Source organism: Cellulosimicrobium sp. So1_17 (genome assembly GCF_055181235.1).
In genome coordinates, this window is record NZ_CM143702.1 from 2,352,123 (window position 1) to 2,372,130 (window position 20,008).

The following is a 20,008-nucleotide window of genomic DNA, read 5'->3' on the forward strand; positions in this document are numbered from 1 at the left end:
ATGCCCCTGCGCCCGTCCCTCCTCGCGGTCCTCGTCGCCGTCATCTGGGGAGCGAACTTCGTCGTCATCGACCTCGGTCTCGGCGACCTGCCGCCCACGCTGTTCGTCGCGCTGCGGTTCGTCGCGGTGCTCGTGCCGGCGATCTTCCTCGTCCCCCGCCCGGCCGCCCGGTGGCGCGACGTCCTGCTCGTCGGCTTCTTCATGAGCCTGTGCCAGTTCGGCCTGCTCTACACGGCCCTCTCGCTGGGGATGCCGCCGGGGCTCGCGTCGCTCGTCCTCCAGGCCCAGGTGGGCCTCACGGTCCTGTTCGCGGCGCTCGCGCTGCGCGAGGTGCCGACGCGCTGGCAGCTCGTCGGCGTCGTGGTCGGCGCGGCGGGGCTCGTCGTCGTCGGGCTGGGCCGCAGCGCGTCGACGCCGGCGCTCGCGTTCGTCGTCACGCTCGCCGCGGCGGCGTCGTGGGCGGTCGGCAACGTCGTCCAGCGGCGTTCGGGCAGCCGCGCCGCCGCCCAGGCGGACCGGGGTACCACCTCACGGCGACGCCCCGCTCCCGCGTGGGCCGACGGGCTGTCGATGACGGTGTGGTCGGCGCTCGTCGTCCCGGTCCCCCTGCTCGGGCTGGCGCTGTGGACCGACGGGCCGGACGCCGTCGGGCACGCGCTGACCCACCTGACTCTCGCCCCGCTGCTGTCGACCGCGTACACCGCGTGGCTCGCGAGCCTCGTCGGGTACGGGATCTGGAACGGCCTCCTCGCGCGCTACCCGGCGTCCGCCGTCGTGCCGTTCACGATGCTCGTCCCCGTGGTGGGGATGCTCGCGGCGTGGCTCGTCCTCGACGAGGTGCCCAACGTCGCGGAGGCGACGGGCGGCGTCGTGCTGCTGCTGGGCGTCGCGATCACGACGGGCGTCCTGCGCCGACGCCGGCCGGCCCGACTCGTCCCAGGTGCCGAGCCCACCCCCACCGCCGAACCCCGGGTCGTGCGCCGATCCGCGGGCTGATCGCCGCACAACCCCGGGCTCGGCGAGGAGAGCGACGCGACACGCCCCCTCTCGCGCTGACATCCCGCCTCCGCCGCGGTCGAATGGAGGTCAAGGACGCCGAGACGCGAGGGAGCCTCTCATGAGCCAGACCGCAGGGCAGACGGAGGCAGCGCGCGAGCAGCCGGAGCTGCGGCGGGTCATGGGGCCCAAGCTGCTGCTCCTGTTCATCGTCGGCGACATCCTCGGCACGGGCGTGTACGCCCTGACGGGACAGGTCGCGGGCGAGGTCGGCGGAGCTGCGTGGCTGCCGTTCGCCCTCGCGTTCGTCGTCGCGACGATCACCGCGTTCTCCTACCTGGAGCTCGTCACGAAGTACCCGAGCGCTGCCGGCGCGGCGCTCTACACGCACAAGGCGTTCGGCATCCACCTGCTGACGTTCGTCGTCGCGTTCATGGTCATGAGCTCGGGCATCACGTCGGCGTCGACGGCGTCCAACGCGTTCGCCGGGTTCGTCTCCGACGGCTTCGGGCTGGGTCTGGAGACGGGCGGTGCAGGTCGCCTGTGGATCGCGCTCGGCTTCATGGCGCTCGTCGCGCTCGTCAACTTCCGCGGCGTCGCGGAGAGTGTGCGGACGAACGTCGTCCTGTCGCTCGTCGAGCTCTCGGGCCTGCTGCTCGTGATCTTCGTCGGGCTGTGGGCGACGACGCAGGGCCGCGCCGACTTCTCGCGCGTCGTCGTGTTCGAGAGCGCCGACGACAAGAGCGTCTTCCTCGCCGTGACCGCCGCGACGACGCTCGCGTTCTTCGCGATGGTCGGCTTCGAGGACTCGGTGAACATGGCGGAGGAGTGCAAGAACCCCGTGCGCGACTTCCCGCGCATGATGCTCACCGGCCTGTCGGTCACCGGCGTCATCTACGTGCTCGTCGCGATCACCGCGGTCGCGCTCGTCCCCGTCGGCGACCTCGTCGACGAGTCGAGGGGTTCCGCGCTCACGCAGGTCGTCGCGGCGGGTGCGCCGAACCTGCCGTTCGACACGATCTTCCCGTTCATCGGCATGTTCGCCGTCGCGAACTCGGCGCTCATCAACATGCTCATGGCGTCGCGCCTGCTCTACGGGATGGCGAACCAGGGCGTCCTGCCGCGCGCGTTCGGGCAGGTCCACCCCTTCCGCCGCACGCCGTGGGTGTCGATCCTCGTGACGACGGCCATCGCGTTCGCGCTGATCACCTACGTCGTGCTCCAGTCCGCGACCGAGGGCGGGGCGAACGCGATCGCGCTGCTCGGCGGGACGACGTCCCTCCTCCTGCTCGTCGTCTTCACGATCGTCAACATCGCGCTCCTCGTGCTGCGTCGCGACCACGTGGACCACGCGCACTTCCGGACGCGGACCTGGCTCGCGGTCCTCGGCGCGCTGACGTGCGCGTACCTCGCCGGTCCGTGGGCGCGCAGCGCCGAGCAGCAGGAGCAGTACGTGATCGCCGGGGCGCTCGTGGCCCTGGGCATCGTGCTGTCGTTCGTCACCTGGCTCTACAACCGCGCGGTGCGCCACCGGCAGATCCAGTTCTCCGACGTCTCGCGGCTCGAGGACGACATCGACGAGAAGTGAGCCGCCGCCGCCGCCCGGACCGCCTATCGTTCGCGACATGGCGCGACGAACGGACGACGCGGAACCGGGTGCCCCCCGCGTGCAGCACGTCGGCCCCACCGACGTCCTCGCGTTCCTCTGCGAGATCGCGCTGGTCGTCCTGCTCGCCGTCGCCGGCTGGCGCCTCGGGACGTCGACCGGTCTCGCGTCGCCGCTCCCCGTGCTGCTCGGCGTGCTCCTCGCGCTCGCCCTCCCCGCGGCGGCGATCGCCGTGTGGGGCCGCTGGCTCGCGCCGCGCGCCGCGCGTCGCCTGTCCCAGCCGTGGAGGCTCGACGCCCAGATCGCCGTCTTCGTCGCGTCCGGTCTCGTCGTCGCCGCGGCAGGGCTCGTCTGGTGGGGCGTGGGCCTCGCGCTCGTCGGCACGACCGCGTTCGCCCTCACCCGGGCCCGTTGAGCCCGGCCGAGGCGCGCTGTCGCGCACCGGCCGGGCAGGATGGGGTCCATGCAGATCCGCGTCGCCGCCTACGCCGTGATCGTCCGTGACGACGGGAGGCTGCTCCTGCCGCACTGGACCGAGGGCGGTCACGACGGCTGGACCCTTCCCGGCGGCGGGATCGACCCCGGCGAGCATCCCGAGGACGCGGCCGTTCGCGAGGTGCGTGAGGAGACCGGGTACGACGTCGAGCTCGACGGGCTGCTCGGCGTCGACAGCATCGTCGTCGGCGCCCCCGACCGGCTGCGGCCCGAGGACCGGGACCACGCGATGCAGGGGATCCGGATCGTGTACCGCGCGCACGTCGTCGGCGGCGAGCTGACCGTCGAGCAGGACGGGAGCACCGACGACGCCCGCTGGTTCACGCCGGACGAGGTCGACGCGCTCGACCGGGTCGAGCTCGTCGACGTCGCCCGTCGCTGGGCAGGGCTCGTGCCCGACCCGGCCGTGCCGCACCCGTCGTCGACGCCGCGGAACCCGTGAGACGGTCGTCCCCGCGCGCCCGACGCGCGGGGCTCCTCCTCGTCGGCGGCCTCGCCCTGGGCGCGGCGAGCGCGTGCACGACCGACGCTCCCGCGGCACCGGCCCCCGCGACGACGCAGGCCGGCACGTCCGCGCCCGACACCGACGACGAGAGCCCGGAGGAGCAGCCGTCCACGACCGTCGCCGCGGCGCGCGTGTCCTCGGGTGACGTGGCCCTGGACGTCGAGGTACCCCGCCCCGCCGAGGCGACCCCGGCCACGGAGGACGGTGGCCCGGGAGCCGTCGAGGTCGGCACGGACGACGACGGTGCGGCGACCCTGACGGTCGCGGCCGTCACGGGGCCCGTCGCGCTCGTGCTCGCGACGCCCGGGACGTTCGCCGCCAACGCCGACGGGACGGTCACCGTCCTGGCCGCGGACGGCACGCCCGTCGGCGGCCTGACCCGGCCGACCGCCACCCCCGCAGGGTCGGCAGCGGGACCGGCCGGCGGTGCCGACGGACCGGCGGGCAGCGGCGACGGGCTGGGGACCGCACCGCGTGCCCGGTTCGCCGTGGCCGGGCCGACCCGGGTCGAGCTGACGGTCGACGCGGCGGAGGCTGCGGTCGACGCGGCGGAGGCTGCGGCGTCGGGCGCCCCGGGCGCCGCCGTGACGACGACGCTCGGCACCGACGCCCTGCGCACCGCAGACTGGGGCGAGCGCGAGGGCGGGCGGTCGCTCGCCGTCGACCCGACGGCCTGGGGGCGCACCGGCGGGACGGCGGCGCAGGACGTCCTGTGGGCGGCGCTCGTCGCCGCCGAGCCCGAGGCGGACACGCCCGGCATGCACGACCAGCTCGCCTGTCACGCGCTGGGCGCACCGGACAAGGCGACGTGGAACCTCGAGCCCTGGCGGCCCGACGTCGGGCTCGTCGCCGTGCTCGCGGCCCGCTGCAACCCGACCTGACCGTCGCGAACGCGCTCGCGCGCCGTCGAGCACGACCTGAGGGACGTCTACGGCCCCGGAACGACCGCCAGGTCGTGATCGGCACAGCAGGAGGCCCGGGCGTCGCGACGGCTGGTGGTCGTCACGACGCCCGGGCCGGGCCCCGACAGGCGGTACCGCTCCGCCGTGCACGTCGGGGCAGGTGGCGCGCCGGACCCACGCGTCCGGGTCGACGCGGTGGCCCGGTGGCGCGGCGTCAGTGGCGGGTGGCCACCGACGAACCCTTCGCGGCCTTCTCCGCCTTGCGGAGCGACTTCTCGCTGAGCGGCTGGTCGCCGCTCGCGCGCAGGCGCCGGTAGTAGTCGCGCGCCTCGTCCTGGCGCTCCTTCTCCGCGCCCGACGCGATCTTCGCCCGCAGGTGCTCGGGGCCATAGCCCCATGCGTCGACCAGGTCCTGCGCGTGCGGGCGCAGGCGGTCGATGAGGCGGTCGAGGTAGCTCGTCACGGTGCGCGCGCGCTGCGTCGAGAGGCGCCCGTTGAGCAGGTACCACGCGAGGTGGCGCTCGACGAGGCTCAGCCCGTACAGGTCCCGGACCGTCGTGAGCACCTCGCGCGTGCCCTCGTCCTCGACCGTCGGCAGCGCCTGCGTGAACGCCTCCCAGCGCAGCAGCTCGGCGTGCGCGCGGGCGGCCTCGACCAGCTCCACCTGGTGCGCGTTGAAGAGGTTCGCCGCGGTCTCGGGGTCGGCCTTCTGCGCGGGGCGCAGCGCCTGCGCGACCTCGGCGACCATCGTCTCGACGCGGTCGGTCAGGAGCGCGCGCTGCGTCTCGGCGTCGCGCAGGTGCCCGGCCGCGCGACGGGGGTCGCCGACGTCCGCGAGCGCCTGCGCGGCGCGCTTGAGCGGCGTGCGGTGCAGCGCCATGTCGCCCGCGCGCTCGACGACGACGCGCGCCATCTGCCCGGGCGTGATGCCCTTGAACTGCTTGCCGTAGTCGGCGAGCAGGCGCTTGGCGACGAGCTGGAGGAGCACGGTGTTGTCGCCCTCGAACGTCGCGTAGACGTCGAGGTCGGCGTGCAGGCTCGTGATGCGGTTCTCGGTGAGGAAGCCCGCGCCACCGCAGGCCTCGCGCGTCTCCTGCAGCGTGTCGAGCGCGAACCGGGTGCTCGTCGCCTTGAGCGCGGCGGCCGTGGTCTCGAGGTCCTCGCGCTGCTCGGGTGTGTCCTCCTCGCCGGAGAACACCGAGTGGAAGAGGTCCAGGAGGCGGTCGTGCGCGAAGTGCCCGGCGTACGCCTCGGCGATCGGGACGACCAGGCGGCGCTTGTGCGTGCCGTAGTCGAGGAGCACGACCTCGTCCGTCGCGGACCCGCCCGTGAACTGACGGCGCTCGTTCGCGTACCGCACGGCGATCGCGAGGCCGAGCTTGGCCGCGGTGACGGCGGCGCCGTCGAGCGACACGCGACCCTGCACGAGCGAGCCGAGCATCGTGAAGAAGCGGCGACCGGGGCTGTCGATGGAGCTCGAGTACGTGCCGTCGGCGGCGACCGACCCGTAGCGCGCGAGCAGGTCGGCGCGCGGGATGCGCACGTGGTCGAAGTGCAGGCGGCCGTTGTCGATGCCGTTCAGGCCGCCCTTCTGGCCGTCGTCCTCGCCGCCGACACCCGGCAGGAAGGGCAGGCGGCCGAGCTCGTCGCGCTCGCCCTGCGGGTCGCGGATCGGCACGTAGAACGCGTGCACGCCGTGGTCGACGTTCTTGGTGACGAGCTGCGCGAAGACCACCGCCGCGGTCGCGTGGACCGCCGCGTTGCCGAGGTAGTCCTTCCACGCCCCGCGGAACGGGGTGTGGACGACGAACTCCTCGGTCCCGGGGTCGTAGGTGGCCGTCGTGCCGATGCTCGCGACGTCGGACCCGTGGCCCGTCTCCGTCATCGCGAACGCGCCGGGGACCGACAGGTCCATCGCGCCGGGCAGGAGGCGGTCCTGCTGCTCGGGCGTGCCGAGGTGGAGGATCGCCGACCCGAACAGGCCCCACTGGACGCCCGCCTTGATCTGCAGCGACGGGTCCGCGGCCACGAGCTCCTCGAAGCCGGCGAGGTTGCCGCCCGGGTCGTCGGCGCCACCGAGACGCTCCGGGTACCCCCGCCACACCTGCCGCTTGTCGACGAGGAGGCGCATCTGCTCGAGCACGTGCTCGCGGTGGACCTCCTTGCTCTGGCCCTCGACCCGCCAGAAGGCGGACTCGCCCGCGGTGGCGCGCGCCGCGGCGCGCAGCTCGGACCACCGACCGAGCAGGAGCCGCTCGAGGCCCGGGACGTCGACGCGCGCGTCCGAGCCGGTCGTGAGGGAGCCGTCCACGGGGCTGAGAGCGGGACGGTCGGACGTGGCGGTCATCGGGACTCCTTGGGTGCTGAGGACGACGTCGGAGGACGGTGCGAGCCGCCGGGGTTCTGGGAGAGGACGCCCACCGGCCCGGCCCACAGCCAGGCGGCGACGCGCTCGGTGAGCTGATCGCGGTCGGGGGTGCCGGGACGACCGCGGTGCGCGAGCCACCACTCGCCCGCGCCCCGGACGAAGCCGACCGCGCCGGCCGCCCACGCCGCGGCGTCGGCGGGCGGGACGTCGGTGGCGCGGGCGAAGGGCTCGGCCACGAGCTCGATGACGGAGTCGAGGAACGCGGCGAGCGGGGCCTGCGACCCGGTGGCGACGTGTCCGGCGGCGAGCGCGACGCCCGCAGCCTCCTCGGTCCCGGCGACGGCGCTCGTGCGCGTCACGAAGTAGTAGACGTTGGGCGAGCTCTCGATCATCTCGAGATAGACGCCGACCATCGCGCGCAGCGCGCGCCGCGGCGTCTCGGCGGCCTCGGCCGCCTGGGTCAGCGCGTCGTGCATCTGCCCGACGACGGCGGCGCCGAGCGCGACCTGGAGGCCCGTCTTGTCGTCGAAGTAGCGGTAGATGATCGACTTCGACGTGCCGGACGCCGCGGCGATCTCGTCCATGGAGACCCCCGGGCCGCCACGGTGCACGGCCTTGCTGGCGGCCCGGATGAGCTCGGCGCGGCGCGCGGCGCGGTGCTCGTCCCAGCGGGTGGAACGCCCGTCGGTCGACGGGCCGGGCTGACCCCGTCCTCGGGTCCCGGCGGCGGTGCCGATGCCGCCCACGCTTGTGTTCACGCTGTCCTCCGTCGCGACGTCTGTGTCGTCATGGGTCGTGATGGGTCGTGATGGTTCGTGATGGGTCGTCGCGAGCCCTTCGCGGCACTCACCGCCGGTGCCGTCGGTCGAGGGCAGGGCGGATCGTGTGACCCGACTCACGATACTGACAGTATCAGGTACTGTAGGTCTTGGACACCCGAGCAACGCAGCGCAGCGAGTGCGGACGAGGAAGTGAGACGCAGTGGCCATCAGGAAGACACCGGCGACCAGGTCGACGCAGGCGGGCACCGAGCAGGGCGCAGGCGGTGGGTCCGGTCGCGAGACCCCCGGGCTGCGCGACGCCTACGTGATCGGCGGCAACCGGATCCCGTTCGCCCGCGCGGGCGGCAAGTACTCCCGCGCGAGCAACCAGGAGATGTTCACCGCGGCCCTCGAAGGGCTCGTCGCGCGCTTCGGCCTCCAGGGCGAACGGATCGGCGAGGTCGTCGGCGGTGCGGTGCTCAAGCACTCGCGCGACTTCAACCTCGTGCGCGAGTCCGTGCTCGGCTCGTCGCTCTCGCCGCAGACCCCGGCGTACGACCTCCAGCAGGCGTGCGCGACCGGGCTCGAGGCGACGATCGCCGTGGCGAACAAGATCCGGCTCGGGCAGGTCGAGTCCGCGATCGCGGGCGGCAGCGACACCGTCTCCGACGCACCGATCGCCGTGAGCGAGGGGCTGCGGCGGGCGCTCCTCGACGCCTCGCACGCCAAGACCTTCCAGGCGCGGGTGAAGGCGTTCGCGAAGGTCCGCCCCTCCGACCTCGCTCCGCTCACACCCGCGACCGACGAGCCCCGCACCGGCCTCTCGATGGGTGAGCACCAGGCCGTCACGACGGCGCGCTGGGGCATCACGCGCGAGGCGCAGGACGAGCTCGCGCTCGCCTCGCACGAGCACCTCGCCGCGGCCTGGGACGCCGGGTTCTTCGACGACCTCGTCACGCCGTTCCGCGGCCTCGTGCGCGACCAGAACCTGCGCGCCGACTCGTCGCTCGAGAAGCTCGCGGCGCTCAAGCCGGTCTACGGCAAGCGGCTCGGCGGCGCGTCCGAGGGCGTCGAGCCCACGATGACCGCGGGGAACTCGACGCCGCTCACCGACGGTGCGTCGACCGTGCTCCTCGGCTCGCGCGAGTGGGCCGCCGAGCGCGACCTGCCCCTGCTCGCGCGCGTCGTCGACGCCGAGACCGCCGCCGTCGACTTCGTGCACGGTCACGAGGGCCTGCTCATGGCGCCCGCGCACGCCGTCCCCCGCCTGCTCGCGCGGAACGGCCTCGCGCTCGGCGACTTCGACCTCTACGAGATCCACGAGGCGTTCGCGTCGACCGTCCTCACCACGCTCAAGGCCTGGGAGGACGACGACTACTGCCGGACCCAGCTCGGCCTCGACGGCCCGCTCGGCTCGATCGACCGCTCGCGCCTCAACGTGAACGGCTCCTCGCTCGCCGCGGGGCACCCGTTCGCCGCGACCGGCGGACGCATCGTCGCGACGGCGGCGAAGCTCCTCGCGGCGAAGGCCGCGGAGACGGGCCGCCCCGCCCGCGCGCTGATCTCCGTGTGCGCGGCCGGCGGTCTCGGCGTCGCCGCGATCCTCGAGTCCGTCCCCGCCACCGCGTGACCGCCCCGACGACCGAGAGGACCACCCCGTGACCGACTCCTACGTCCAGGCCGTCAACTCCGGCTTCACCAAGACCCTCGCGAAGAAGCTCGGCCTGCCCCGCCCCGCGGTCCTGCGCCGCCACCGCGCGGGCGACCCGCTGACCGTCGGGCCCGTCCTCGTGCTCGGCGGCAACCCCGGCGTCCACGACGACGCCGACCGGGTCGCCTCCGCGCTGCTCGACACGTTCGGGCTCGATGTGCGGCAGAACACCGACGACCAGACCCGCTGGGGCGCGATCGTCGTCGTGCTCACGCGGGCCGAGCGGCCGCAGGACGTCTCCGGCACCGTCATGGCGCTGTCGGCGAGCCTGCGCGGCCTCGCGCCGAACGGCCGCGTCGTGACGATCTCCCGTGCCCCGGACGACGGCGACTCCCCTGAGCTCGCCGCGACCCGCGAGGGCGTCGAGGGCTTCCTCCGCTCCGTCGCCAAGGAGCTCCGCAACGGCGCGACCGGCAACGGCGTCCAGCTCACCGACGACGCGCCCGTCGACAGCGCGAGCGCCCTCGCCACGCTGCGCTTCTTCCTCTCCGCGAGGTCCGCGTTCGTCGACGGCCAGGTCCTGCGCGTCGGCGCCTCGACCGCGGCGGACCGGGGTACTACCTCGGCCCTGCGTGAGCCGAGCTCCGGGGCGGGGGTGGTGGCCTCCCCCGCCGCAGCCGACCCGAGCATCACGATCGACCGGCCGCTGCAGGGCAAGGTCGCCGTCGTCACGGGCGCGGCACGGGGCATCGGCGCCGAGGTCGCCCGCACGCTCGCGCGCGACGGCGCGAAGGTCGTCGTCGTGGACGTCCCGGCGGCGGGCGAGCAGCTCGCCAAGGTCGCCAACGAGATCGGGGGCACGGCCCTCCAGCTCGACGTCACCGCCGACGACGCGGGCGCGCGCATCCTCGAGCACGCCCGGGCACGGCACGGCGGCCTCGACGTCCTCGTCCACAACGCCGGCATCCTGCGCGACAAGCTGCTCGCGAACATGTCCGCCGACAAGTGGGACGCCGTGGTCGCGGTGAACCTCGCCGCGCAGCTGCGCATCACGGAGTACCTGCTCGGCGCCAACGGGTTCTCGGGCGAGCCGCGCATCGTGTCGCTCGCGTCGACGAGCGGCATCGCCGGCAACCGTGGCCAGGCGAACTACGCGTTCTCGAAGGCGGGCGTCATCGGGCACACGCGGGCCTTCGCGCGTCTGCTCGGCGGGCCGGCGGGACCCGGCGGCACGGCGAACGCCGTCGCGCCGGGGTTCATCGAGACCGAGATGACCGCGTCGATCCCGTTCGTCACGCGCGAGGTCGCGCGCCGCGTCTCGTCGCTGCAGCAGGGCGGGCAGCCGGTCGACGTCGCGGAGGCGATCGCGTTCCTGGCCTCGCCCGGGGCGGCGGGCGTCAACGGGCAGGTCCTGCGCGTGTGCGGACAGAGCCTGGTGGGCCGGTGACGGCGGCTCAGGACACCGGGCCGGAGCAGGTGCCGGACCCGGTGGCGGACTCGGTGCCCGAGCGCGTCGAGACCCTGGCCGCGATCCCCGGTCTCGGCGGTCTCTACGCCCGCGGGGTCGTGGCGTCGGCCCGTCTGGCCGCCGCGAGCCGCCTGCCGGGCCGGGGCAGCGGCGACCTCGATCTTCCCCAGGTCGTGTATCGCGTCGCCGGCGTCCCGACGGGTGACGCCGCCGGCCCCGGCGCGGTCGGCAGCACCCAGCACCTCGCGCGGTACGACGACGTCGTGGGCGAGGCGCCGTCGGACGTGCTGCCTGCCGGCTACCTGCACGTGCTCGGCTTCCCGCTCGCGACGGCGCTCATGGTGCGCGGCGACTTCCCGCTGCCCCTGCTGGGCATGGTGCACCTCGCGAACTCGGTGTCGCTCGTGCGGCCCGTGCGTCTCGGCGACTCGCTCGAGGTCCGGGCGTGGGCGCGCGACCTGCGGCCGCACCGGCGGGGCGTCCAGGTGGACCTCGTCACGGAGATCTCGGTCGAGCGCACCGACGCGGAGCGTGCTGCGGGCTCCGGGCTGCCCGCGACGGCGCTCGCGTACCGCGGCGTGTCGACCTACCTCGCGAAGGGCGTGCGCCACCCCGACGAGTCCGGCCGGCAGGACACCCCGGTGACCTCGGGCCCTGACACGTTCGTGCCACCGCTGCCCACGGCGCGCTGGTCGCTCCGGCCCGGGACCGGACGTGCCTACGCCGCGGTGTCCGGGGACCGCAACCCGATCCACACGTCCGCGCTCGGCGCGAAGGCCTTCGGGTTCCCGCGGGCGATCGCGCACGGCATGTACACCGCCGCGCGCGCCCTCGCCGAGGCAGGCCCGACGCGGGGCGAGACCTACGACTGGACCGTCACGTTCGCGAAGCCGGTGCTCCTGCCGAGCACGGTCGACGTCGCCATCCGCCCGGCCGGGGGCGTCCCGGCCGAGGTGCGGGCCGCCGTCGGGCAGGTCGCACCCGCCGTGCCCGACGGCGCAGCCGACCCGGGCTCCGGTCTCACCTACCTCGCGTGGAACCGCACCGGCCGGCTGCACCTGTCGGGGTCGGTCGTCCCGCGCTGACCGGCCTGCGACGTCGTCGCGACCGGGCGACGGAACGGCCCGGGCAGACCACGTCCCGGGTGCAGCACGCTCCCTGTCAGGAGGTCTGCAGACGGGCGAGGAGCCCGTCGCGGACGGTCGGCCACTCGTCGAGGAGGACCGAGAAGTACGCGGTGTCCTGGCGTGAGCCGTCCGGGGCGACGCGGTGGCTGCGGAGCACACCCTCGGGCACGGCACCGATCCGGGTGATCGCCCCGATCGACCGGGAGTTGCGCGCGTCGGCGCGGAGAGCGACGCGCGCCACACCGAGCTCGTCGAACGCGTGCCGCAGGAGCAGGTACTTGCAGGCCGGGTTCGTCACGCCGCCCCACCACTGCCGGGCGTAGAACGTCGAGCCGAGCTCCACCCTCCCCTGCGCCGGGACCCACTCGTAGAGCGAGGTGCTCCCCCGGACCGTCCACGCGGCGTCAGGCGCGGCGTCCTCGTGCAGGCCGGGAGCCGGGTCCGGCCCGAGGACCGCGAACGCGAGCCGACCGGGCGCGGCGACGGCGTCGCGCACGTACGCGGTCATGGCCTCGTCGCCCCGCGGCGTCGGGCTCGACATCCCTGCCCAGATGCCGTCGTCGACGAGCGCGCCGAGGGCAGGCGCGTGGTGCTCGGCGAGGGGGACGAGGCGGATGCCGAAGCCGTCGAGGGTCGTCTGGTGCTCCACGGAGGACATCTGACCACGATCCCTGGCCGTGGCGAGGGCGGCGCGGACGAGTTGCGGCACGGAGGACCGCGCGAGAACGTCAGCGGGGGCGGTACGGATCGACGCCCTCCACCGCCGTCACCAGCCTGTCGAGGGAGCCACCGTGCCGTACACCCCGAAGGACGCCACCGCCACGACCGCCGCCGCGAACCGGGACGACCGGGCGCTCTACGCTCTCGACGACGTCGAGGACTTCGAGACCGCCCGGCAGGGGAAGATCGCCGACATCCCGGACGGCAAGGTCCGGCTCGCCGACGGGAGCGTCGCCTACGACCGGACCGCCCTGTCGTTCCTCGACGACGACGGCGCACCCAACCCGGACACGGTGAACCCGAGCCTGTGGCGGCAGTCCCAGGTGATCCACGAGCCCGGCCTGTACAAGGTCGTCGACCGCCTCTACCAGGTGCGCAACAACGACATCGGCAACCTCACCATCGTCGAGGGCGACGACGGCCTCGTCGTCATCGACTGCACGACCGGCGTGGAGATCGCGCAACAAGGGCTGGCGCTGTTCCGCGAGCACGTCGCGGACAAGCCCGTCGTCGCGGTGATCTACACCCACACGCACATCGACCACTACGGCGGGGTCAAGGGCGTCGTCGACGAGGCCGACGTCGCCTCGGGCAAGGTGCCCGTCATCGCGCCGGGCACGATCGCGAGCTTCGACAAGTTCGCGATCGGGGAGAACGTCGTCGCGGGCAACGCGATGAGCCGCCGCGCGGCCTACGCGTTCGGCAACCTCCTGGACAACGACCCGCACCAGATGATCACCAACGGCATCGCGTCCGTCGGCGGCCACGGGATCACGGTGTCGTACATCTCGCCCACGGACCCGATCACCGAGACCGGCACGACGCGGAGCCTCGCCGGCCTCACGTTCGAGTTCCTCTACGCGCCGGACACCGAGGCGCCGGAGGAGATGCACGTCTGGATCCCCGAGCTCAAGGCCCTCACGTGCGCCGAGAACGCGAACCACTCGCTGCACAACATCCAGACCTTGCGCGGCGCGCGCACGCGCGACGCCCGCAACTTCGCCCGCTACCTCGACGAGACGCTCGTGCGGTGGGGCGACGAGGTCGAGGTCCACTACGGCCCGCACACGTGGCCCGTGTGGGGCAACGCGAAGGTCGTCGCGTTCCTCGAGTCGCAGCGCGACACGTACAAGTACATCCACGACCAGGCGCTGCGCCTGGCCAACAAGGGGTACACGCCGCTCGAGGCCGCGGAGGTGGTCGAGCTGCCCGAGGTGCTGCGCCGCCGGTGGTTCAACCGCGGCTACCACGGCACCCTGCACCACAACGTGCGGGCGGTGTTCACCAAGGAGCTCGGCATGTGGGACGGCGACCCGGTATCGCTGCACCCGCACACCCCTGTGGACACCGCGAGCCGCTACGTGACCGCGTTCGGCCGCGACACGATCCTCGCCGAGGGCCGCCGGGCGTTCGAGGAGGGCGACTACCGGTGGGCCGCGCAGGTCCTGCACCACCTCGTGTTCGCCGACCCGGACGACCGCGAGGCCAAGGATCTCCAGGCCGACGCGTACGAACAGCTCGGCTACCAGGTCGAGGGCCCGCAGTGGCGCGGCATCTACCTCACGGCCGCACGCGAGCTGCGTGAGGGCGTCATCCCCGCACGGTTCGCGAGCGGGAGCCCGGACACCATCGCCGGGATGCCCGTGGACATCCTCTTCGACTACGCCGCCGTGCACGTGATCGGTGAGAAGGCGGCCGAGGTGGACGTGCGGTTCGACGTGGACTTCACCGACCGCGGCGAGACCTGGACGGCCTGGGTCGCGAACGGCGTCCTCAACGCCCGCCCCGGCGCGTCGACCGACGCCCTCCTCACCGTCCGCGCACCCAAGGCACTGGCCGCCGCGGTGCTCCTGCAACCAGCAGCGGCGGGGAAGCTCGCGGCGGCCGGGAAGGTCACGCTCGACGGTGACCCCGCCGTCCTCGACGCCTACGCCTCGGTCCTCGACGAGTTCGACCCGAACTTCGCCATCGTCACACCGTGACTCCCGCCCTCGTCGCATGCGGTCCGCTCACCCCCGGTCGCCCAGCGCGTGCGAACGCGCGCAGCCGTGCTTACGGTCGGAAGGACCGACGAGAGGAGACCCCCATGGGACTCGGTGACAAGATCGAGCACGCTGCCGAAGAGGCCAAGGGCAAGATCAAGGAGACCACCGGCAAGGCGAAGGACGACGAGCGCCTCGAGGCCGAGGGCAAGGCCGAGCAGTCCAAGGCCAACGTCAAGCAGGCCGGTGACGACGTCCGCGACGCCTTCAAGTAGTCGGACCCCGCGGTCCTCGTGACCGCGGCTGCGCATCCCGAGGGCCCCGTCGTGAGGCGGGGCCCTCGTCGCGTCCGGGACCATCGCGCAGAGGACCTGATGTCAGGAGGCGACGCGCAGCGCGTCGCGGAGACGGTGCCGGCGAGCGGCTCACCACGCTCCGGGGCCAGCAGCTCCCGGGCGAGAGCACCGACGTCAGTCGGCGGGACCGCACCCCGCGGCGTCGGCGAGGAATCCTGCCGCGGCGGTCGCGAAGAGCCCTTCGAGACCGGAGCCCGCGGGGACGGGACGCGGGTCGTCGACGACGGTCCAGCACCCGTCGACCACGGCGTACCGGACCTGCGGCCCCTCCTCCACGTACGCGCGCACGGCGTCGACGAGGCGCGCGACCTCCGCGCCCGACGTCCCGACGCCGACCGACGCGCGGATGGCACCGGCGTCGAGCCCGAGCCGGGCGAGCAGCGGGTGCGCGCAGAACCGGCCGTCGCGGACACCGATGCCGTGCTCTGCCGACAGGTACGCGGCGACGAGGCCCGGGTCGTGCCCGGTCACGGAGAACGTCACGACGCCCACCGGGTCGACGGCGTCCGGCCACACGCTCACGACCTGCACGCCGTCGACAGCGGACAGCCCGGCGACGAGCCCGGCACGCAGCGCCGCCTCGTGCTCGTGCAGTGCTGCCGGGTCGAGGCCCGCGAGCGTGTCGCACGCCGCGGCGAGGGCGACGGCGCCGACCACGTTGGGCGAGCCGGCCTCGTGGCGCGCGGGGGCCGGCTGCCAGTCGGTGCCGTCGACGCGCACCTGGCGCACCGCCCCACCGCCCGCGAGGTACGGGGTGCCCGCGTCGAGCCAGTCGCGGCGACCGACGAGGGTGCCCGCGCCGAACGGCGCGTAGGTCTTGTGCCCCGAGAAGGCGACGTAGTCGACGCCCGTCTTCGCGAGCGAGAAGCCGCGGTGCGGGACGAGCTGGGCGCCGTCGAGCACGACCCGCGCCCCGGCGTCGTGCGCGATCCGCACGACGTCCGCGACGGGCAGCGACTCACCCGTGACGTTGGAGGCCCCCGTGACCGCGAGGAGCGCGTAGTCGAAGCGCGCGAGCTCCGCGCGCAGCCCGGACAGCGTCTCGGCGACGCTCACGCCGCCCGCGAGGACCGTCGCGCCGCCCGTCCGCTGCCACGGCAGGAGGTTCGCGTGGTGCTCGACGTCGAGGACGAGCACGCGGCCGGGCGACCCGTCGGGGTTCGCCGGCACGCAGCCCGCGAGGAGGTTGAGCGAGTCGGTCGTGTTGCGCGTGACGACGGTGACGTCCTCCTCGCGCGCGCCGACGAACGACCCGATCGTGCGGCGCGAGGCCTCGTAGAGCGCCGTCGACACCTGGGAGAGGTAGCCCGCGCCGCGGTGCACGCTCGCGTACAGCGGCAGGACCTCGGTGACGCGGTCGGCGACCGCGCGGAGCGCCGGTGCCGACGCGGCGACGTCGAGGTTCGCGTACGGGACGGTGCGGCCGTCCACGAGCGGGACCAGCGTGTCGGCGCCGACCACGGGGAGCAGGGCCGGCAGCGCGGCGAGGTCCTCCGTCCGAGCGCCCGTCGCGGCGGCCGTCGGACAGGAGAGTTCGGCGAGAGCGGTCATGGCACGGTCCTCCGAGGTCGTGTCGGGGAGGTGCTCCCCGCGCTTGCCGCGCGCCGGTCGGCGTGCGGCCCGGTCGTCACCCGGGGCACCCCGCCGCGAGAGGAGGGTTGCCGGCCAGCAAACCGGGGTTTCACGCTGGCACTCATGACCTGTCACCCAGGATGTGCGCGGGGTGCTCGTCGTGTCAACCGGTGGTCAGCAGGTCTCGCATCGCGGGACGACGCACTGCCGCCCGGCCCTTCCACGACGCGAGACGCACGTTCCGGCCACGGGGCACCGTGACGTACGATCCGAGCAACCATCCGGAGCGGCCGAGTGACGTGGCACGTCGACGCCGCAGCAACCCCCCGACCCGAGAGGGCACGGGCGAGGGTGCTACTGCCACGATCGATGGAGGAGAACCATGAGCGAACTGACTCCCCGACCCGCCGTCGGCTACGCGGGCGACATCACGCCGCAGGAGGCGTGGGACCTGCTCGTCGCGGACGAGCGCGCCGTCCTCGTGGACGTCCGCACCGAGGGCGAGTGGCGCACCGTCGGCGTGCCCGACGTCGCGGGGCTCGGCCGCGAGGTCGTCTTCGACGAGTGGGTGACGCCCTTCGGGCCCAACCCCGCTTTCGTGGACCGGCTCGCCCAGGCAGGCCTCGCCCCGGGCGACGACCGCCCCGTCGTGTTCCTGTGCCGTTCCGGCCAGCGCTCGATCGGCGCCGCGCGCGCCGCGACCGCCGCCGGGCTCGGCCCCGCCTACAACGTCCTCGAAGGCTTCGAGGGCGCGCCCGGCTTCTCCGGCGTGCGCGACGCGGAGGGCTGGAAGGTCCGTGGTCTGCCCACCACCACCTACGCCGATGCCGAGGGCGAGGCCGGTCGGTGAGCGCGGGAGACGGCGTCGGGCAGGTCCCGGGCGGCTCCGGCCGCAAGCCGCTGCCGGCGAGCGCCCGTCCCGCGACGCTCGCCGTGCGGGGCGGCAACGCGCGCACCGAGTTCCAGGAGACGTCCGAGGCGCTGTTCCTCACGCAGGGCTACACGTACGACCGCGCGTCCGACGCCGAGGCGGCCTTCAAGGGCGAGCTCGACCGGTTCGTGTACTCGCGGTACGGCAACCCGACCGTGCACACGTTCGAGGAGCGGCTGCGCCTGATCGAGGGCGCGGAGGCCTGCTACGCGACGGCGTCGGGCATGTCGGCCGTGTTCACGTCGCTCGCGGCGCTCGTGCAGTCGGGGTCGCGGATCGTCGCGGCGCGCGCGCTGTTCGGGTCGAGCGTCGTGATCTTCGACGAGATCTTCGCCAAGTGGGGCGTGCGGACCGACTACGTCGACGGTCACGTGCTCTCCCAGTGGGAGGAGGCGCTGTCGACGCCCGCGGACGTCGTGTTCTTCGAGACGCCGTCGAACCCCATGCAGGACATCGTCGACGCGCGCCGCGTGGCCGACCTCGCGCACGCGGCCGGCGCCGTCGTGGTGCTCGACAACGTGTTCGCGACGCCGCTCATGCAGAAGCCGCTCGAGCTCGGCGCGGACGTCGTCGTGTACTCCGCGACGAAGCACATCGACGGCCAGGGGCGCGTGCTGGGCGGCGCGATCCTCGGGACCGAGGAGTACATCGGCGGGCCGGTGCAGACGTTCATCCGCAACACGGGCCCGACCCTCTCGGCGTTCAACGCGTGGGTCCTGCTCAAGGGCCTGGAGACGATGCCCGTGCGCGTGGCCGCCCAGAACGCCGGGGCCGAGCGGATCGCCCGGGTGCTCGAGGGCCTGCCGGGGATCGCGCGGGTGCGCTACCCGTTCCTCGAGTCCCACCCGCAGGTCGAGCTCGCGCGCTCGCAGCAGACGGGTGGCGGGACGGTCGTGACGTTCGACCTCGCGGTGCCCGAGGGGACGGATCCGGAGACCGCGAAGAAGCGCGCGTTCACGTTCCTCGACGCGCTGCAGGTCGTGGACATCTCCAACAACCTGGGCGACGCGAAGTCCATGGTCACGCACCCGGCGACGACGACGCACCGCAAGCTCGGACCCGAGGGTCGCGCGGCGGTCGGGATCGCCGAGACGACGGTCCGGCTGTCGGTGGGGCTCGAGGACCCGCTCGACGTGATCGAGGACGTCGAGCAGGCGCTGCACGCCTGACCGCGCCCCCGGAGCGTGGTCGACACCGACATTGCCGTGGACGACGGCGGGGTGCGCGCCTAGCGTCGCGGTCGTGCCCGACGCGATCTTCGACGACCCGACCCTCGCCGCGCTGTACGACCCGCTCGACCCGGACCGCTCCGACCTCGACGCGTACGTGGCGATCGTCGACGAGCTGGGCGCGCGGTCGGTCCTGGACGTGGGCTGCGGCACCGGCACGTTCGCGTGCCTCCTGGCGCTGCGGGGCATCGAGGTCGTGGGGGTCGACCCTGCCGGCGCGTCGCTCGACGTCGCGCGCCGCAAGCCCGGCGCAGACCGCGTGCGCTGGCTCCACGGCGACGCAGCCACGCTGCCGCCGCGCCCGCGGCTGCAGGTCGACCTCGCGACCATGACGGCGAACGTCGCGCAGGTGTTCCTCACCGACGACGCGTGGACCGCGACGCTGCGCGGCGTGCACGCGGCCCTCGCCCCGGGCGGTCACGTGGTCCTCGAGACCCGGGTGCCCGCGCGCCGGGCGTGGGAGGGGTGGGTGCGCGACGAGACGTTCGTGCGGGTCGACGTCCCCGGTCTCGGGATCGTCGAGAGCTGGACCGATCTGGCGGAGGTCGCCCTCCCCCTCGTGTCCTTCCACGACACGACCGTCCTGCCCGACGGGCGCGTGCTCCGCTCGGACTCGACGCTGCGGTTCCGCTCGCGCGAGGAGGTCGAGGCGTCGCTCGCCGCGTGCGGGTTCGTGGTCGAGGACGTCCGTGACGCCCCGGACCGCCCCGGCTGCGAGTGGGTCTTCGTCGCACGCGCGGCCGACACGGGTGACGGGGGCGAGACGCACCGCCACCGCCGCGTCGTCCGGCCTGGTCAGGCGTCGCCCCACACGCCGAGCTCGTTGCCGCTCGGGTCGAGGAAGTGGAACCGGCGACCACCGGGGAACTCGTAGGGACCGTTGACGACGGTGCCGCCGGCGGCCTTCACCTGGTCCAGGGTGCCGTCGAGGTCGTCGCTGTAGAGGAGGACGAGCGGGCCGCCTCGGCTGACGGACTCGGCGAGCAGCAGCCCACCGGCCTCCTCGGACTCGCTCTCGGACTCCGCGGCCGTGCGGATGCCCGAGTACTCGTCCCCGTACGAGGTGAACGACCAGCCGAAGGCCGCGCCGTAGAAGTCCTGTGCCGCGCGCATGTCGGTGACGGAGAGCTCGATGTAGTCGATGGTGAGCGGGATGGAGTGCTTGTGCCGAGCCATGCGGACACGTTCCCGCACGCCACCCACAGCGGCGGTGGCCGGAGCGCCTGCTGTGGACGGCGGTTCGACGGTGTCGGTCGCACCTCGTAGCCTCCTCGTAGCGCCCGGCGGTCCGGCCGGCGCGGCGGCCCACCGGCCGGTCGTGGACAGAGTCGAGGGGGCA

18 protein-coding genes and 2 riboswitches are annotated in these 20,008 nt (G+C 73.9%); of the genes, 13 read left to right on the forward strand and 5 right to left on the reverse strand.

What is annotated here, in order from left to right; translation table 11 throughout:
• The 5 genes from ACZCLJ_RS10390 to ACZCLJ_RS10410 all read left to right on the forward strand — a co-directional run bounded on the left by ACZCLJ_RS10390 (position 1) and on the right by ACZCLJ_RS10410 (position 4,483).
• Positions 1 to 996 carry an EamA family transporter gene (locus ACZCLJ_RS10390; RefSeq protein WP_463103615.1) on the forward strand — a complete coding sequence of 332 codons (996 nt, stop codon included), beginning with the start codon at positions 1 to 3 and terminating at the stop codon, positions 994 to 996.
• A 121-nt stretch (positions 997 to 1,117) separates the two neighbouring features.
• Positions 1,118 to 2,584, forward strand: a complete 1,467-nt coding sequence (locus tag ACZCLJ_RS10395) for an APC family permease (RefSeq protein WP_251152574.1) — start codon at positions 1,118 to 1,120, stop codon at positions 2,582 to 2,584.
• A gap of 37 nt (positions 2,585 to 2,621) precedes the next feature.
• Positions 2,622 to 3,017 carry a YrdB family protein gene (locus ACZCLJ_RS10400; RefSeq protein WP_463103616.1) on the forward strand — a complete coding sequence of 132 codons (396 nt, stop codon included), beginning with the start codon at positions 2,622 to 2,624 and terminating at the stop codon, positions 3,015 to 3,017.
• Positions 3,018 to 3,065: 48 nt separating this feature from the next.
• Positions 3,066 to 3,539: an NUDIX hydrolase gene (locus ACZCLJ_RS10405; RefSeq protein ID WP_463103617.1), complete on the forward strand. Its 474-nt coding sequence runs from the start codon at positions 3,066 to 3,068 to the stop codon at positions 3,537 to 3,539.
• Positions 3,536 to 4,483 (forward strand): DUF2599 domain-containing protein, encoded by a 948-nt coding sequence (locus ACZCLJ_RS10410; RefSeq protein ID WP_463103618.1) that lies wholly within the window; start codon positions 3,536 to 3,538, stop codon positions 4,481 to 4,483. Before ACZCLJ_RS10405 ends, ACZCLJ_RS10410 begins: the two co-directional genes overlap by 4 nt.
• 235 nt (positions 4,484 to 4,718) lie before the next feature.
• On the opposite strand, the gene ACZCLJ_RS10415 is transcribed toward ACZCLJ_RS10410, so the two are convergent.
• Positions 4,719 to 6,851, reverse strand: a complete 2,133-nt coding sequence (locus ACZCLJ_RS10415) for an acyl-CoA dehydrogenase family protein (RefSeq protein ID WP_463103619.1) — start codon at positions 6,849 to 6,851, stop codon at positions 4,719 to 4,721.
• Positions 6,848 to 7,630, reverse strand: a complete 783-nt coding sequence (locus tag ACZCLJ_RS10420) for a TetR family transcriptional regulator (RefSeq protein ID WP_463103620.1) — start codon at positions 7,628 to 7,630, stop codon at positions 6,848 to 6,850. The genes ACZCLJ_RS10415 and ACZCLJ_RS10420 overlap by 4 nt, the downstream gene beginning before the upstream one ends.
• Before the next feature lie 223 nt (positions 7,631 to 7,853).
• Between ACZCLJ_RS10420 and ACZCLJ_RS10425 the strand changes: the two genes are divergently transcribed.
• The 3 genes from ACZCLJ_RS10425 to ACZCLJ_RS10435 are packed head-to-tail and all read left to right on the forward strand — an operon-like array spanning position 7,854 to position 11,837.
• On the forward strand, positions 7,854 to 9,263 hold the full coding sequence (locus ACZCLJ_RS10425; RefSeq protein ID WP_463103621.1) for an acetyl-CoA C-acetyltransferase: 1,410 nt from the start codon (positions 7,854 to 7,856) through the stop codon (positions 9,261 to 9,263).
• Between the two features lie 28 nt (positions 9,264 to 9,291).
• Entirely contained in the window at positions 9,292 to 10,731 is a 1,440-nt protein-coding gene (locus ACZCLJ_RS10430) for a 3-oxoacyl-ACP reductase (RefSeq protein WP_463103622.1), read from the forward strand.
• A complete protein-coding gene (locus ACZCLJ_RS10435) occupies positions 10,728 to 11,837 on the forward strand; it encodes a MaoC/PaaZ C-terminal domain-containing protein (RefSeq protein WP_463103623.1) in 1,110 nt (369 codons plus the stop codon). Before ACZCLJ_RS10430 ends, ACZCLJ_RS10435 begins: the two co-directional genes overlap by 4 nt.
• Before the next feature lie 76 nt (positions 11,838 to 11,913).
• On the opposite strand, the gene ACZCLJ_RS10440 is transcribed toward ACZCLJ_RS10435, so the two are convergent.
• Entirely contained in the window at positions 11,914 to 12,537 is a 624-nt protein-coding gene (locus tag ACZCLJ_RS10440; RefSeq protein WP_463103624.1) for a GNAT family N-acetyltransferase, read from the reverse strand.
• A 133-nt stretch (positions 12,538 to 12,670) separates the two neighbouring features.
• On the opposite strand from ACZCLJ_RS10440, the gene ACZCLJ_RS10445 reads away from it, so the two are divergent.
• Both ACZCLJ_RS10445 and ACZCLJ_RS10450 read left to right on the forward strand, forming a co-directional pair.
• Complete coding sequence (locus ACZCLJ_RS10445; RefSeq protein WP_463103625.1) at positions 12,671 to 14,581, forward strand: alkyl/aryl-sulfatase; 1,911 nt, start codon at positions 12,671 to 12,673, stop codon at positions 14,579 to 14,581.
• 104 nt (positions 14,582 to 14,685) lie between these two features.
• On the forward strand, positions 14,686 to 14,856 hold the full coding sequence (locus tag ACZCLJ_RS10450) for a CsbD family protein (protein ID WP_251152583.1): 171 nt from the start codon (positions 14,686 to 14,688) through the stop codon (positions 14,854 to 14,856).
• 195 nt (positions 14,857 to 15,051) lie between these two features.
• On the opposite strand, the gene ACZCLJ_RS10455 is transcribed toward ACZCLJ_RS10450, so the two are convergent.
• Positions 15,052 to 16,488, reverse strand: a complete 1,437-nt coding sequence (locus ACZCLJ_RS10455) for an aminotransferase class V-fold PLP-dependent enzyme (protein WP_463103626.1) — start codon at positions 16,486 to 16,488, stop codon at positions 15,052 to 15,054.
• A gap of 34 nt (positions 16,489 to 16,522) precedes the next feature.
• Positions 16,523 to 16,638, reverse strand: a riboswitch (SAM riboswitch).
• 145 nt (positions 16,639 to 16,783) lie between these two features.
• A riboswitch (SAM riboswitch) is annotated at positions 16,784 to 16,885 on the forward strand.
• A 6-nt stretch (positions 16,886 to 16,891) separates the two neighbouring features.
• Between ACZCLJ_RS10455 and ACZCLJ_RS10460 the strand changes: the two genes are divergently transcribed.
• From ACZCLJ_RS10460 to ACZCLJ_RS10470, 3 genes are all read left to right on the forward strand, one after another.
• Entirely contained in the window at positions 16,892 to 17,359 is a 468-nt protein-coding gene (locus tag ACZCLJ_RS10460) for a rhodanese-like domain-containing protein (protein ID WP_463103627.1), read from the forward strand.
• The gene (locus ACZCLJ_RS10465; RefSeq protein ID WP_463103628.1) at positions 17,356 to 18,609 is read left to right on the forward strand and encodes an O-succinylhomoserine sulfhydrylase; all 1,254 of its coding nucleotides are present in this window, start codon (positions 17,356 to 17,358) and stop codon (positions 18,607 to 18,609) included. The genes ACZCLJ_RS10460 and ACZCLJ_RS10465 overlap by 4 nt, the downstream gene beginning before the upstream one ends.
• Positions 18,610 to 18,682: 73 nt before the next feature.
• On the forward strand, positions 18,683 to 19,543 hold the full coding sequence (locus tag ACZCLJ_RS10470; protein WP_463103629.1) for a class I SAM-dependent methyltransferase: 861 nt from the start codon (positions 18,683 to 18,685) through the stop codon (positions 19,541 to 19,543).
• Here ACZCLJ_RS10470 and ACZCLJ_RS10475 read toward each other — a convergent pair.
• On the reverse strand, positions 19,465 to 19,845 hold the full coding sequence (locus ACZCLJ_RS10475; protein ID WP_463103630.1) for a VOC family protein: 381 nt from the start codon (positions 19,843 to 19,845) through the stop codon (positions 19,465 to 19,467). The two genes, ACZCLJ_RS10470 and ACZCLJ_RS10475, sit on opposite strands and share 79 nt — an antisense overlap.
• Positions 19,846 to 20,008 lie beyond the last annotated feature (163 nt).

Coding starts and splice junctions, on each gene's coding strand:
- ACZCLJ_RS10390 (WP_463103615.1), top strand. CDS start 1: ATGCCCCTGCGCCCGTCCCTCCTCGCGGTCCTCGTCGCCGTCATCTGG.
- ACZCLJ_RS10395 (WP_251152574.1), top strand. CDS start 1,118: ATGAGCCAGACCGCAGGGCAGACGGAGGCAGCGCGCGAGCAGCCGGAG.
- ACZCLJ_RS10400 (WP_463103616.1), top strand. CDS start 2,622: ATGGCGCGACGAACGGACGACGCGGAACCGGGTGCCCCCCGCGTGCAG.
- ACZCLJ_RS10405 (WP_463103617.1), top strand. CDS start 3,066: ATGCAGATCCGCGTCGCCGCCTACGCCGTGATCGTCCGTGACGACGGG.
- ACZCLJ_RS10415 (WP_463103619.1), bottom strand. CDS start 6,851: ATGACCGCCACGTCCGACCGTCCCGCTCTCAGCCCCGTGGACGGCTCC.
- ACZCLJ_RS10440 (WP_463103624.1), bottom strand. CDS start 12,537: ATGTCCTCCGTGGAGCACCAGACGACCCTCGACGGCTTCGGCATCCGC.
- ACZCLJ_RS10450 (WP_251152583.1), top strand. CDS start 14,686: ATGGGACTCGGTGACAAGATCGAGCACGCTGCCGAAGAGGCCAAGGGC.
- ACZCLJ_RS10455 (WP_463103626.1), bottom strand. CDS start 16,488: ATGACCGCTCTCGCCGAACTCTCCTGTCCGACGGCCGCCGCGACGGGC.
- ACZCLJ_RS10460 (WP_463103627.1), top strand. CDS start 16,892: ATGAGCGAACTGACTCCCCGACCCGCCGTCGGCTACGCGGGCGACATC.
- ACZCLJ_RS10475 (WP_463103630.1), bottom strand. CDS start 19,845: ATGGCTCGGCACAAGCACTCCATCCCGCTCACCATCGACTACATCGAG.